This is a genomic window from Cryobacterium arcticum (genome assembly GCF_003185895.1).
In the GTDB taxonomy this organism is placed as follows: Bacteria; Actinomycetota; Actinomycetes; order Actinomycetales; family Microbacteriaceae; genus Cryobacterium; species Cryobacterium arcticum.
The window spans coordinates 115,001-127,838 of sequence record NZ_QHLY01000007.1 but is presented as its reverse complement, the minus strand read 5'-3'; the positions used below and the strand labels follow the sequence as shown (position 1 = coordinate 127,838).

At 67.9% G+C, this 12,838-nt stretch carries 11 protein-coding genes and 1 tRNA gene; 9 read left to right on the top strand and 3 right to left on the bottom strand.

The annotated features are described in order from the left end of the window. Nucleotides 1–4: 4 nt before the first annotated feature. The 8 genes from CTB96_RS06215 to adhE all read left to right on the top strand — a co-directional run bounded on the left by CTB96_RS06215 (nucleotide 5) and on the right by adhE (nucleotide 11,186). Nucleotides 5–1,384: a sensor histidine kinase gene (locus CTB96_RS06215; RefSeq protein ID WP_181397168.1), complete on the top strand. Its 1,380-nt coding sequence runs from the start codon at nucleotides 5–7 to the stop codon at nucleotides 1,382–1,384. A gap of 178 nt (nucleotides 1,385–1,562) precedes the next feature. Next, complete coding sequence (locus CTB96_RS06210) at nucleotides 1,563–2,318, top strand: polyprenol monophosphomannose synthase (protein ID WP_110126055.1); 756 nt, start codon at nucleotides 1,563–1,565, stop codon at nucleotides 2,316–2,318. 113 nt (nucleotides 2,319–2,431) lie between these two features. Continuing rightward, complete coding sequence (locus CTB96_RS06205; RefSeq protein ID WP_110126054.1) at nucleotides 2,432–3,175, top strand: NUDIX hydrolase; 744 nt, start codon at nucleotides 2,432–2,434, stop codon at nucleotides 3,173–3,175. Next, nucleotides 3,172–4,512 (top strand): quinolinate synthase NadA, encoded by a 1,341-nt coding sequence (gene nadA / locus CTB96_RS06200; protein ID WP_110126053.1) that lies wholly within the window; start codon nucleotides 3,172–3,174, stop codon nucleotides 4,510–4,512. Before CTB96_RS06205 ends, nadA begins: the two co-directional genes overlap by 4 nt. 2 nt (nucleotides 4,513–4,514) lie before the next feature. Continuing rightward, complete coding sequence (gene nadB / locus CTB96_RS06195) at nucleotides 4,515–6,188, top strand: L-aspartate oxidase (protein ID WP_110126052.1); 1,674 nt, start codon at nucleotides 4,515–4,517, stop codon at nucleotides 6,186–6,188. Further along, nucleotides 6,182–7,042 carry a carboxylating nicotinate-nucleotide diphosphorylase gene (nadC, locus tag CTB96_RS06190; RefSeq protein ID WP_110126051.1) on the top strand — a complete coding sequence of 287 codons (861 nt, stop codon included), beginning with the start codon at nucleotides 6,182–6,184 and terminating at the stop codon, nucleotides 7,040–7,042. Before nadB ends, nadC begins: the two co-directional genes overlap by 7 nt. Nucleotides 7,043–7,058: 16 nt before the next feature. Continuing rightward, the gene (locus tag CTB96_RS06185) at nucleotides 7,059–8,201 is read left to right on the top strand and encodes a cysteine desulfurase family protein (RefSeq protein WP_110126050.1); all 1,143 of its coding nucleotides are present in this window, start codon (nucleotides 7,059–7,061) and stop codon (nucleotides 8,199–8,201) included. Nucleotides 8,202–8,435: 234 nt separating this feature from the next. After that, the gene (gene adhE, locus CTB96_RS06180; RefSeq protein WP_110126049.1) at nucleotides 8,436–11,186 is read left to right on the top strand and encodes a bifunctional acetaldehyde-CoA/alcohol dehydrogenase; all 2,751 of its coding nucleotides are present in this window, start codon (nucleotides 8,436–8,438) and stop codon (nucleotides 11,184–11,186) included. 93 nt (nucleotides 11,187–11,279) lie between these two features. Here the strand turns inward: adhE and CTB96_RS06175 are convergent, their stop codons facing one another. Further along, nucleotides 11,280–11,459 (bottom strand): hypothetical protein, encoded by a 180-nt coding sequence (locus CTB96_RS06175; RefSeq protein WP_110126048.1) that lies wholly within the window; start codon nucleotides 11,457–11,459, stop codon nucleotides 11,280–11,282. A gap of 240 nt (nucleotides 11,460–11,699) precedes the next feature. Between CTB96_RS06175 and CTB96_RS06170 the strand changes: the two genes are divergently transcribed. Then, nucleotides 11,700–12,098 (top strand): hypothetical protein, encoded by a 399-nt coding sequence (locus CTB96_RS06170; RefSeq protein ID WP_110126047.1) that lies wholly within the window; start codon nucleotides 11,700–11,702, stop codon nucleotides 12,096–12,098. Between the two features lie 96 nt (nucleotides 12,099–12,194). Here CTB96_RS06170 and CTB96_RS06165 read toward each other — a convergent pair whose 3' ends face one another. Beyond that, nucleotides 12,195–12,581 carry a hypothetical protein gene (locus tag CTB96_RS06165; protein ID WP_146215756.1) on the bottom strand — a complete coding sequence of 129 codons (387 nt, stop codon included), beginning with the start codon at nucleotides 12,579–12,581 and terminating at the stop codon, nucleotides 12,195–12,197. Nucleotides 12,582–12,722: 141 nt separating this feature from the next. Further along, nucleotides 12,723–12,796, bottom strand: a tRNA-Met gene (locus tag CTB96_RS06160). Nucleotides 12,797–12,838: the final 42 nt, after the last annotated feature.

Here is a 12,838-nt window from a genome sequence, read left to right as displayed (position 1 = left end):
GCCGGTGATCCGCCTGCGCCGGGTCTGGCTGCCGGCACTGTCGATTCGCGCCCGCATCACCGTGGGCAGCCTCGTCGTGGCCACGCTGTTGTTCAGCACCGCAGCTTTCTTCTTCCGCCTCGAGGTGCAGTCCATCCTCAGCGAGACGAACGAAACCATGCTGCGCAACGACGCCGAACCGCTGATCAGCGAGTTGCAGGCCAACCCGGCCGAGGCGCTGCAGTCGGCCAGCGAAGGGCAGCTGCTGGCGATCATCGACCCCACCGGCATGGTGCGAAAGTCCTCGCTCCCCCGCAGCCTCGACCGCCAGATCACCGGGTTGACCCGGCTCGGCCAGGAACCGCAGAACGTGGACACCCCGGCCGCCACCTACCTGGTGTCGGCCACGCCGGTCAGCACCGACTCGGGTGACTGGCTCGTGATCGCCGCCCGCAGCCAGCAAACCTCCGGCCTGCTCCTCGACCAACTCACCGGCGTGCTCTCGCTCGGCACGCTCATCCTCACCGCCGGCTTCGGTCTCGCCTCGTGGCTCCTCACCGGCGCCGCGCTGCGCCCGGTGACCCGGTTGCGCGAGGAGGCCGAAAGCCTGAGCACCACCGGATCGTCCGCCCGGCTGCAGGTGCCGGCCGGGAACGACGAACTGAGCCGGCTCGCCCACACCCTCAACGACTTCATCGAGCGGCTCCGCCGCGGCGTCGACCGCGAGAAACAGATCGTGTCGGATGCCAGCCACGAGCTCCGCACTCCGCTCGCCGTTCTCCAGGCCCAGCTCGAGCTCGCCCACCTGAACTCGGGCGACGCCCCAGCGCTCGAACGCGATGTGCGGGACGCTTCGGCGACCGCCGCGCGGCTGAGCCGTCTGGCGACCAACCTGCTCGAGTTGAGCAAGCTGGAGAGCGAGCAGGCCCCGCCAGAGACCGGCTGGGCAGGACTCGTGGACGAGGTGACCGCATCCGTCGACCGGGCCAGGGTGGTGCAGAGCGGCCAGGAACTCGAGGTGGTTTATCGCATCGACGGCGAGGACTCTGTGGGGCGGTACACCATCTCCCCCACCAACATGGGCCAGCTGCTCGACAACCTCATCTCGAACGCGGTCAATGCCATGGGCGGCAACGGCAGCGTCACGGTCACCCTGGCCAGCGTGGCCGCCGGTGCCGTGATCACGGTCGAGGACACCGGCCCGGGGCTGCCCGACGCTTTCATCCCGCTCGCCTTCGACAGGTTCTCCCGCCCCGACAACTCCCGGTCGAGCAGCTCAGGCGGTTCCGGGCTCGGACTGGCGATCGTGCATGCCATCGTCGAACGCGCGCACGGCACGATTTCACTGCGGAACACCGGCGACGGACTCGCCGTCACCATTCAGCTGCCCCGTCACGTCGCCTGAATTCCAGGCACGACCGGTCGCAACGCACCCCTGACGGGAGCGCAAATCTGAGAGCCTTCGCAGGCCCTGGCCCGAAGCACGGAGGGTGAACGTTAACCTGCGGGGTCTTTACTGGGAAACACCATGGCACCTACCAACACCGCGAATCGCACCATCATCGAACTGACAAGGTAGATATATGCCATCCACTGTGGTCATCATTCCCACATACAACGAGCGCGAGAACATCGGCCCGATCGTCGGTCGTGTGCGCGCCAGTGTGCCCGAGGCCGCCATTCTGATCGTGGACGATGCCTCGCCCGATGGCACCGGTGCGCTGGCCGATGGCCTCTCCGCGGCCGACCAGCAGGTGCATGTTCTGCACCGCACCAAGAAGAACGGCCTGGGCGCGGCCTACCTCGACGCGTTCGATTGGGCCAGGGAACGCGGCTTCGACTATCTCGTTCAGCTCGACGCCGACGGTTCACACCTGCCGGAGCAACTGCCAGACCTGTTGAACGCCGCGCGCACCGCCGACGTGGTGATGGGCTCTCGCTGGATTCCCGGCGGCCGGGTGGAGAACTGGCCGTGGCACCGCCGCTTGCTCTCCCGCGGCGGCTCGGTGTACTCGCGGCTGCTGTTGCGACTGCCCCAGCGCGACGTGACCGGCGGGTACCGGGTATACAGCAGAGACGCTCTGCAACGGATGCAGCTCGGCAGCGTCGACAGCCTGGGCTATTGCTTCCAAATCGACATGCTCCTGCACGCCGTGCGCGCTCGGCTCACTGTGGTGGAGGTGCCGATCACTTTCGTGGAGCGCACCCTGGGAAGTTCCAAGATGAGCGGCAGCATCGTTCTCGAGGCCATGGGCCGGGTCACGATCTGGGGGCTGACCGGCCGTGGAGCGCGCCATTCCAACCCGGCACCTGCTGCAACGGCGTCTCGCGACTCCTGAAACCACCGGCCTCACCCGGCGGTTACATGCCCGAATTTCGACTTCTGGTCAGAATGACTATATGATGGGCGACAAGTTAAAGTCACACTGACCTTTAGTCGATGGATGCCCCGATGACCGAATCACACCCGCCCGTGCTTGCGGTGTCGACGGTCATTTTCGCCCTCCGACCCGACGTCGAATCGGGCTTCATGACCCTCTGGCTGCCCCTCGTGCGCCGCACCAGGGACCCGTATCTGGGGCTGTGGGCGCTGCCCGGAGGCTGGCTCCCGCCCGAGGAAGAGCTCTCGGCCGCTGCCGCCAGCACCCTGCGCGAGACCACCGGGCTCACCCCTAAATACCTCGAACAGCTCTATACCTTCGGTGACCTCAGCCGATCGCCCGGCAGCCGGGTGGTCTCGATCGTGTACTGGGCACTGGTGCAATCCACCGAGGCCGAGCTGGCCGTCGTCGACGACAACGTGCAGTGGTTCCCCGCCGACCGTCTGCCCGACCTCGCCTTCGACCACAACCGCATTGTGGAATACGCCCTCTGGCGCCTGCGCACCAAAGTCGAGTACTCCCGTATCGCGCACGCCTTCCTCGGTGAGACCTTCACCCTGGCGCAGCTGCGCGACGTGCACGAGGCAGTGTTGCAGAAGCCGCTCGACCCGGCCAACTTCCGCCGCACGATCGAGGCCTCCGGCACCCTGGTCGACACGGGCCTCCGCTTGGCCGGTGTTCCCCACCGCCCGCCGCGCCTCTACCGCTACAACGACTCCCAGTCGCTCGCCGAACAGGGCCCGCTCGGCCCGCTGGCGGGCTCACCCCTGACTCCCCTCCGACCCACCCCGCACCCCCCGAGGAGCACGACATGACCATCGCATCGGTCGACCGCACCATCCGCCTGATCAGCACGGGCAAAACCGACGGCAGCACCTGCACGCCAGATCTTGCCGTTGATCCCTGGTACTTCGACGACAAGGCCCCCGGCTACGGCCCCGGCTCGTCGATGGGCGACGTCATCCCCACCGGCTCCCCCCGTCAAGGCGAGCTGCCGGCCAAGTACCGCACCGCCTCCAACGGCGAGCTGGGCGACTGGATCCGCGCCGCCAAGGCCACCCTCGGCGACCGGGTCGTGGTGCTCGGCCACTTCTACCAGCGCGAGGAGGTGCTGCAGCACGCCGACTTCGTCGGCGACTCGTTCCAGCTCGCCGTCGCCACCCAGAGCCGGCCAGACGCCGAGGCCATCGTCTTCTGCGGCGTTCACTTCATGGCCGAAACCGCTGACCTGCTCTCGACACCGGAGCAGGCCGTGATCCTGCCGAACCTCGCCGCGGGATGCTCCATGGCCGACATGGCCGACATCGACTCGGTCACCGAGTGCTGGGAGCAGCTCGAAGAGCTCTACGGCACCGAACCGGATGCCTCGGGGCGCGTCCCCGTGATCCCGGTCACCTATATGAACTCCTCCGCCGCGCTCAAGGGCTTCTGCGGTGAACACGGCGGCATCGTCTGCACCTCGTCGAACGCCGAGACCGTGCTCGAGTGGGCCTTCGAACGCGGTCAGCGGGTGCTGTTCTTCCCCGACCAGCACCTGGGCCGCAACACCGCCAAGGCCATGGGCGTGCCGCTGGAACGGATGCCGATGTGGAACCCGCGCAAGCCCCTCGGCGGCAACACCGAGACCGAACTCGAGGACTCGCAGGTCATCCTCTGGCACGGTTTCTGCAGCGTGCACCGCCGCTTCACCGTCGACCAGATCGCCACGGCCCGCGCCGAGCACCCCGGCGTGCGCGTGATCGTGCACCCGGAGTGCCCGATGGCGGTTGTCGATGCCGCCGATGAATACGGCTCCACCGACTACATCGCGAAGGCCATCGCCGCAGCCCCGGCCGGATCGACGTTCGCCATCGGCACCGAGATCAACCTGGTGCAGCGCCTGGCCGCCGAGTACCCGCAGCACACCATCTTCTGCCTCGACCCGGTGGTCTGCCCCTGCTCCACCATGTACCGCATCCACTCGGGCTACCTGGCCTGGGTGCTCGAAGCGCTCGTGGGCGGCGACGGCGTGCCGGCCGAGGTGCTCAACCGCATCACCGTCGCCGACGATGTGGCCGATCACGCCAGGGTCGCGCTCGAACGGATGCTCGCGGCCAAGCCGCCCGCGGCCGGCCCGGTCGCTCCCGTCGCCGCCGCCACGGTGGGAGCCTGACCATGGCACGCGTGCTGGTCGTCGGCAGCGGACTCGCCGGCCTGATCGCCGCGGTGCGGGCCACCGACGCGGGCCACCGGGTCACCCTGGTGACCAAGGCCGCCCTCTCCGACAGCAACACCCGGTACGCCCAGGGTGGCATCGCCGCCGCCCTCTTCCCCGATGACTCCGTCGACGCCCACATCCTCGACACCCTCCGCGCCGGTGCCGGCCTCTGCGACCCCGCCGCCGTGCAGGTACTCTGCGAGGAGGGCCCGGCCCGGGTACGCGATCTGATCCGGTTCGGAGTCGACTTCGACCGTGACGAGTCCGGCATCACCCGCGGGCTCGAGGCCGCGCACTCCCGCTCCCGGGTACTGCACGCCGGCGGCGACGCCACCGGTGCCGCGATCGAGACCGCCTTGGTGGCTACGGTGCAGGAACGCGCCAACCGCGCGCACGCCCTCGGCGGTGACCAGATCAGCATCCACGAACACACCATGCTCGTCGACCTCGTCGTGGAGCGCGGCCGGGTCACCGGCGCCTCCCTGCTCAGCGCCGACGGCACCACGCACACCGTGACCGCCGACGCCGTGATCCTGGCTACCGGCGGGGCCGGCGCGCTCTACACGCACACCACGAATCCGGCCATCGCCACCGGTGACGGCGTCGCCGCCGCCTGGCGGGCGGGTGCGACCGTGGCCGATGTCGAGTTCTACCAGTTCCACCCCACCGCGCTCGCGGTGCCCGGCACCCCCCTGGTCTCCGAGGCAGTGCGCGGCGAGGGCGCCGTGCTGCTCAGCAGTGCCGGCGACCGATTCATGACCGCCATCCACCCGGATGCCGAACTCGCACCCCGCGACATCGTCGCCCGCAGCATTGCCGCTCAGATGAAGGCGCAGGGCGGCGCCCCGGTGCTGCTCGACGCCACCGGTCTCGGCCGCGAGCTGCTCGAGAGCCGCTTCCCCACCATCACTGCCGCCTGCCGCGCCGCCGGCCTGGACTGGGCGGTCGAACCGATCCCGGTGGCACCGGCCGCGCACTACTGGATGGGCGGGGTCGCCACCGACATCTGGGGCCGCACCTCCCTGCCCGGCCTCTACGCCGTCGGCGAGGTCGCCCGCACCGGCGCCCACGGCGCCAACCGGCTCGCCTCTAACTCGCTTCTCGAAGCCGCCGTCTTCGCCGACCGAGCCGTACGCGCGCTCGGCGAACCCGAACAGCTGCCGCCGTTGTTCGAGAACGCCGAAGCCGACTACAGCTGCGCCACCGACCTGGACATCGACGAGGAGATCGTCGCCGAGCGCATCATCGTCGACGGCGGCCGCGTCGACCGGGCCGCCCTGCAGCAGCTGCTCTGGGAAGCCGCCGGCGTACACCGCTCCGGTGCCGACCTCACCCGCGCCGCGGCGACCCTGGCCGGCTGGACGGCCGCCGACCGGGGCGACGCCACCGTCGCGGAACTGGAGACCGGCAACCTGCTGGATCTCGGCCGTCTCATCGTGGCTGCCGCCCTCGCCCGGGAGGAATCCCGCGGTGCCCACCACCGCGCCGACTTCCCGCAGAGCCGTGCCGAGCTGGCCCAGCCGCATTTCAGCCGGCGCCAAGCCTGGTCGGCCCGCACCCTCGTTCCGGCGGGATCGCCGGTCTCATCGCAGTCCGCTCCATCGCAGCCCTCGGAGGCCATCGCATGCTGACCACTTCCGCCATCGACACCGTTGTGCGGGCCGCCCTCGACGAGGACGCCCCGTGGGGCGACATCACCTCCGAGATGCTGATTCCCGCCGACGCGGTGGCCACCGCCCAGCTCGTCGCCCGGGAAGCCGGCGTCTTCAGCGGCGGCGCCGTCTTCGCAGCCGCCTTCCGGCTGGTCGACCCGCGCATCGTGGTGCACCTGCACCTCGCCGACGGCACCCCCTTCACCGCGGGCGAACTGCTCGCCGAGGCATCCGGCCCGGCCCGCGGCATCCTGCAGGCGGAACGCATCGGACTCAACTTCGTGCAACGGATGAGCGGGATCGCCGCGCTCACCGCCCGCTACGTAGCGGAAACCGTTGGCACCGCCGCCCGGATCGTCGACACCCGCAAGACCACGCCCGGCCTCCGTGCCTTCGAACGCCAGGCCGTGCGAGACGGCGGCGGCCACAACCACCGCTTCAGCCTCTCGGACGCGGTGATGGCTAAGGACAACCATCTGGCCGTGCTCAGCGCCCGCGGCATCAACCTCACCGACGCCCTGCTCGCCGTGCGAGCCAAGCTGTCGCACACCACCCACTTCGAGGTGGAGGTGGACACCCTCGACCAGATCGAGCCCGTGCTCGCGGCCGGCATCGACACCATCATGCTCGACAACTTCGATGCCGACGAGCTGCGTGAGGGTGTGCGCCTCGTCGCCGGCCGCGCCATCGTCGAGGCCAGCGGCGGGGTCTCCCTCGACACCGTGCGCCGCATCGCCGAGTCCGGGGTCGACGTGATCTCGGTCGGCGCCCTCACCCACAGCGTGCGCTCACTGGACCTCGGCCTCGACGTCGTGATCCTCGCCGACGCCTGATCGATCGGCGACAGTCATGATCTACCTCGACAACGCGGCCACGACGCCCCTGCGGCGTGAGGTCGCCGAGGCGATCTGGCCGGTCATGACTCGCGGTTTCGGCAATCCGTCCAGCCATCACCGGGTGGGCGAGGCCGCCGCGGCCACCCTCAAGGCCGCCAGGGCCGATATCGCCAGGGTGCTCGGCTGCCGGCCGGGCGAGATCACTCTCACCAGTGGCGGCACCGAAGCCGACAACCTCGCGGTGAAAGGCCTGGCCCTGGGCAACCCGCGCGGCCGGCATATCCTCACCACAGCCCTCGAGCACGAGGCCGTGCTCGACTCCTGCGACTACCTGCACCGGGTGCACGGCTTCGAAATCACCCTGTTGCCCACGGATGCCACCGGCCGGGTCGACCCCGCTGACCTCGCCGCGGCGCTCCGCCCCGACAGCACCCTCGTGAGCGTGCACTACGCCAACAACGAGATCGGCACCGTGCAGCCGATTCGCGAGCTCGCCGCCGTCGCCCGCTCCGCCGGCGTGCCCTTCCACACCGATGCCGTGCAGGCCGCCGGCTGGCTGCCGCTCAACGTGGCCGAACTCGGCGTCGATGCGCTGAGCATCTCCGGTCACAAGCTCGGCGCCCCGCAGGGAGTCGGCGCGCTGTACCTGCGCGGCCGCCTGCCGGTGGAACCGGTGCTGCACGGCGGCGGCCAGGAGCGCGGCAAGCGCAGCGGCACCGAGAACGTGGCCGGGGCCGTGGGGCTCGCCACCGCCCTCACCCTCGCCGCGGCCGAGCGCGACGAGCTCGTTCCCCGGCTGGCCGAGCTGCGGGACACCTTCGTGGCCGCGGTGCTCGCCGGCACGCCGGGGGCCGCCCTCACCGGGCATCCGCTGCACCGACTGGCCGGGCACGCCTCGTTCACCTTCGCCGGCACCGGCGGCGAGGCCGTGTTGCTCGAGCTGGAGCGGCACGACATCGTCTGCTCGAGCGGCTCCGCCTGCGCGGCCGGCAGCGACGAACCGTCGCACGTGCTCACCGCCCTCGGCATCCCCGGCGACCTCGCCCAGACCGCCGTGCGGTTCACCCTCTCGGCCCACACCGACGCCGGCGAGCTGGCCGAAGCGGCCACCCGGGTGCAGCAGGCCGTCGCCACCGTGCGCGGCCTGGCCGGCTGACCCGCCTCTTCTGGCCGTGAAAGCGGACATTTGTGCACGTTCAACGGGGACCTTGGGCCCGCTGTGGCGATGTTTTTGCTGGTCAGAGGATTTTCCCGACGTCGACCCGACAGGTCCACTGGGCGGAATATTGGCCTTGCGACAGGACCTTTGGCCCGTGTTTACGCGCGGGGACCGTCCTATGTTTGAACCAGAGACAAAGATCCCAGATCGGGTTGTCCAGGAGGAAAACTAATGACGATCACAGACCATCCAGTCGCCACTCCACTAGCTGCGCAGATCGACTCCATGGTTTCCGCGGGCTTGGTCGCGCTCAAGGAATACGCAAACTTCACGCAGGAACAGATTGACTTCATCGTCAAGAAGGCTTCCGTCGCCGCACTGTCCAAGCACGCCGAACTGGCCGTGCACGCCGTTGCCGAAACCGGCCGTGGCGTCTTCGAGGACAAGGCAGTGAAGAACCTCTTCGCTTGCGAGCACGTCACCAACTCCATGCAGAACCTCAAGACCGTTGGCATCATCAGCCGCGACGAGATCACCGGCATCACCGAGATCGCAGAGCCCGTCGGCGTCATCTGCGGCATCACCCCGGTGACCAACCCCACCTCGACCGCGATCTTCAAGTCGCTCATCGCGCTGAAGACCCGCAACCCCATCATCTTCGGCTTCCACCCGGGAGCCCAGCAGTCCTCCGTCGCCGCTGCCCGCGTCGTTCGCGACGCCGCCATCAAGGCCGGCGCCCCCGAGAACTGTATTCAGTGGATTGAAACCCCCTCGCTTGAGGCATCCACCCTGCTGATGAACCACCCCGGTATCGCGACCATCCTCGCCACCGGTGGTAACGCCATGGTGCGCGCTGCTTACTCCTGCGGCAAGCCCGCCCTGGGTGTCGGCGCCGGAAACGTGCCCGCCTTCATCGAGAAGAGCGCCAAGCTCAAGCGTGCCGTCAACGACGTCGTGCTCTCCAAGTCCTTCGACTACGGCATGATCTGCGCTTCGGAGCAGGCCGTCATCATCGAAGAGCCCCTCTACAAAGAGGCCATGGCTGAGTTCAAGATTCTGCACACCCACCTGGCCAGCGCCGCTGAGAAGACCATGCTCGAAGAGTTCATCTTCGGTGTGCAGGCCAACTCGGAGAACTGCGCCGGCGCCAAGCTGAACCCCACCGTCGTCGGCAAGTCGCCGGTGTGGATCGCCGCTCAGGCCGGCTTCACCATTCCCGAAGACACGTCGATCATTCTGGTCGAGGTTTCCGGAGTCGGCCCGCACGAACCGATGACCCGCGAAAAGCTGGCCCCGGTTCTCGCCGTCCTGCACGCCAAGGACGCCGAAGAGGGCATCTCGCTCTCCGAGCAGATGGTGGAATTCGACGGACTGGGCCACTCGGGCTCGATCCACAGCGAAAACCCCGCGATCATCGAGGAATTCGGCAAGCGCGTCAAGGCTGTCCGCATCATCACCAACGCCCCCAGCTCGCTCGGTGGCATCGGTGACATCTACAACGCGTTCATCCCGTCGCTCACGCTCGGCTGTGGTTCGTACGGACACAACTCCGTCTCGAACAACGTGTCGGCGATCAACCTGATCAACGTCAAGCGCATCGGCCGGAGGAACAACAACTTGCAGTGGTTCAAGATCCCCGCGAAGACCTACTTCGAGCCGAACGCCGTGCGTTACCTGGCTGACATGCGCGACGTCAGCCGCGTCACCATCGTGACCGACTCGACCATGACCCGCCTGGGCTTCGTCGACAAGATCCTCGACGTGCTCAACCGTCGCGAGGGCCGCGTCGCCCTGCAGATCATCGACAACGTGCTCCCCGAGCCCACCGTCGCCGCAGTCGAGAAGGGCGCAGAGGAAATGCGCGCCTTCAAGCCGGACACCATCATCGCCCTCGGTGGCGGTTCGCCCATGGACGCCGCGAAGGTCATGTGGCTCCTGTACGAACACCCCGAAATCGAATTCGCCGACATGAAGGAAAAGTTCTTCGACGTGCGCAAGCGCGCGTTCAAGTTCCCCGACCTGGGCGAACTGGCCAAGCTGGTTTGTATTCCGACCACCTCGGGCACCGGCAGCGAGATGACCCCCTTCGCCGTCATCACCGACGACGTCACCGGCGTCAAGTACCCGCTGGCCGACTACGCGCTGATCCCGTCCGTCGCGATCATCGACCCCGTGCTCACAGCCATGATGCCCTCCTTCCTCGCCGCCGACTCGGGCTTCGACGCCCTGACCCACGCCACTGAGGCGTATGTCTCCGTCTACGCGAACGACTTCACCGACGGCCTCTGCCTGCACGCGATCAAGCTGATCTTCGAGAACATCGAGACCAGCGTCAAGGGCACCATCGGCAGCACCGATGACACCGTGATCAAGGCCCGCGAGAAGATGCACAACGCCGCATCCATCTCGGGCATGGCCTTCGGTAACGCCTTCCTCGGCATAGTCCACGCGATGGCCCACGTCACCGGCGCCCAGCTGCACCTGATCCACGGCCGGGTCAACGCGACCTACCTGCCGCACGTGATCCGTTACAACGGCACCGTACCGACCAAGCTGACCAGCTGGCCCAAGTACGAGCACTACATCGCCCCGGAGCGCTTCCAGGAGATCGCCAAGCACCTGGGCCTGCCGGCCTCGACTCCCGCCGAGGGCGTCGAGTCCTACGCCAAGGCCGTCGAGCAGCTGCGCGACAAGGTCGGCATCAAGCCGTCCTTCCAGGCTCAGGGTGTGCCGGAGGAAGACTTCATCAGCCGCCTCGACTCGCTCGCCATGGGCGCTTACGGCGACCAGTGCGCTCCCGCCAACCCGCGGATGCCGATGCTGGAAGACATGAAGACCCTCATGGAAGCCGCGTACTACGGCACGTCGTTCGCCGAGGTTCGCGCTGGCCGCGCAGCCGTGGTTGACGCCGCGCTCGAGACCGGTGCAGAGGTTGCCGCCACGACCGCCGAGAAGAAGACCGCCCGCAAGGTCGGCAAGTAAGCTCCAGCAGTTCTGGCAGTACCCGTTCGACCTGCACCACCACGAACGGCCCCGCACTTCGGTGCGGGGCCGTTTTGCGTGGGCGGCCTTCGGTCAGGCGTGTGATCGGGCCCGACGCCAGAAGTGCAGCACGCCGAGCAGGACGCCAGCGACTGCCAGAAGGACGCCCAACCCCGGCGAATCGACCCAGAACCACCGTGGGCCCTCGGTCGTGATCGTGAAACCGTCGGCGAGTAGGACCCCGAGGATGGCCAGCGGCAGCAGGGTCGGCATTGCCGGCACTGCTCCCGACGTTCCGATGACGTTTCTTTGGGATGATGCCATGAGAAGCTCGACAACCCGCCGTTCGCCCCGAGAGTCCGCCCGGCCGAACTGTTCCCCAATCGGACTAGTGCGGCCGGCGCACCGGGCGCATTTGTCCGCTCGGGAAACAGCTGACCAGCTGTGCGGTTAGCTCGATGGCGTGGCCGGAACTCCGCCCGCTACGGGCTTTCAGCCCACAAGGGGTGTTAGATGGTGACTGTGGGCACCTCAACGAACTCCTCCGACATGAGCGACGACGCCGCTGAGGCCGGCTCGGACCTCATCCCGGAGAACCGGGAAAAGGCGGAAGCAGGCAATCGGTCAGGACAGGACCAAAAGGTGCATAAACTCCTGGCGGATGCGGACCGGCGAGACGATGAGGCCGATCTCCGTGACGCTCAATCCGACAAGCGCGCGGAAGCCGCGGATCTCGAGGCGTTCCTGGATACCACCGAGACGTACCGCGGACACGGTGAACGACGAGCAGCTGCGATAGACCGGTCTCACGCGAAGAGCGACCGGAAGTCCTCCGCCGACGATAGAGCTGAATTAGCCGGGCAGACCGGCGGCGACCCGGATGCCGACCATGAGGATGGCGAAGAACGATAGCCCCGCGGAGTCGGGTAACTGTTGCCGAACCGGACTTCTGCGCCCGGCGCACCGGGCGCAGAAGTCCGCACTGGTGGCAGTTACGCCAGCACCCGACTAGCTCGCGGGCGTGGTCGGGGCGTCCGAGGCGCTGGGCGTTTCGGCGTCCGGGATTGGCGGTGCGGGCGGGAGCCCGGCGCGGCGGAGACGCATCTCGACCCGCAGCTCCGCTTCGAACACCGCGCGCTGGGCTGGTGTGGTCGCGGCGAGGTAACGTCGCCGCGGCCCGATGGTGCACAGGCCCAGGGCTAACGCGGCGATGGTTGCGAGCCACAACAGGTAGGGCAGGCCCTGCTTGCCGGGCATCGCGGCCGTGTAGGCGTCCCAGTTGATGATCACCTGTCCGGTGAGATAGATCGAGCAGACCAGCAGCACGACCCCACCGGCCAGCGGACCCACCGGGGACGAGACCGGCCTGAACCTCTCCTCCCGATTCCACGACACCGGCCGCACCCGGCTTTTCCTCGTAAATGATCCTGGTGTCATCGGATCCCCCCGGTTCCGTTCTCCCGCTTCTGCGGGTGCGCGCCACGCGGCCCATGAAACAAGAAAAGCCCCTCCGACTGGAGGGGCTTTTCTTTTCTGTTGCGGGGGCAGGATTTGAACCTACGACCTCTGGGTTATGAGCCCAGCGAGCTACCGAACTGCTCCACCCCGCGCTACAAGAACTAAGTTACCACAGTTCTACAAGCCCTTCGAAT

Excerpts from the sequence above, each read along its gene's own strand:
- CTB96_RS06210 (WP_110126055.1), top strand. The coding sequence starts at position 1,563 with ATGCCATCCACTGTGGTCATCATTCCCACATACAACGAGCGCGAGAAC.
- CTB96_RS06205 (WP_110126054.1), top strand. The coding sequence starts at position 2,432 with ATGACCGAATCACACCCGCCCGTGCTTGCGGTGTCGACGGTCATTTTC.
- nadA (WP_110126053.1), top strand. The coding sequence starts at position 3,172 with ATGACCATCGCATCGGTCGACCGCACCATCCGCCTGATCAGCACGGGC.
- nadB (WP_110126052.1), top strand. The coding sequence starts at position 4,515 with ATGGCACGCGTGCTGGTCGTCGGCAGCGGACTCGCCGGCCTGATCGCC.
- nadC (WP_110126051.1), top strand. The coding sequence starts at position 6,182 with ATGCTGACCACTTCCGCCATCGACACCGTTGTGCGGGCCGCCCTCGAC.
- CTB96_RS06185 (WP_110126050.1), top strand. The coding sequence starts at position 7,059 with ATGATCTACCTCGACAACGCGGCCACGACGCCCCTGCGGCGTGAGGTC.
- adhE (WP_110126049.1), top strand. The coding sequence starts at position 8,436 with ATGACGATCACAGACCATCCAGTCGCCACTCCACTAGCTGCGCAGATC.
- CTB96_RS06175 (WP_110126048.1), bottom strand. The coding sequence starts at position 11,459 with ATGCCGACCCTGCTGCCGCTGGCCATCCTCGGGGTCCTACTCGCCGAC.
- CTB96_RS06170 (WP_110126047.1), top strand. The coding sequence starts at position 11,700 with ATGGTGACTGTGGGCACCTCAACGAACTCCTCCGACATGAGCGACGAC.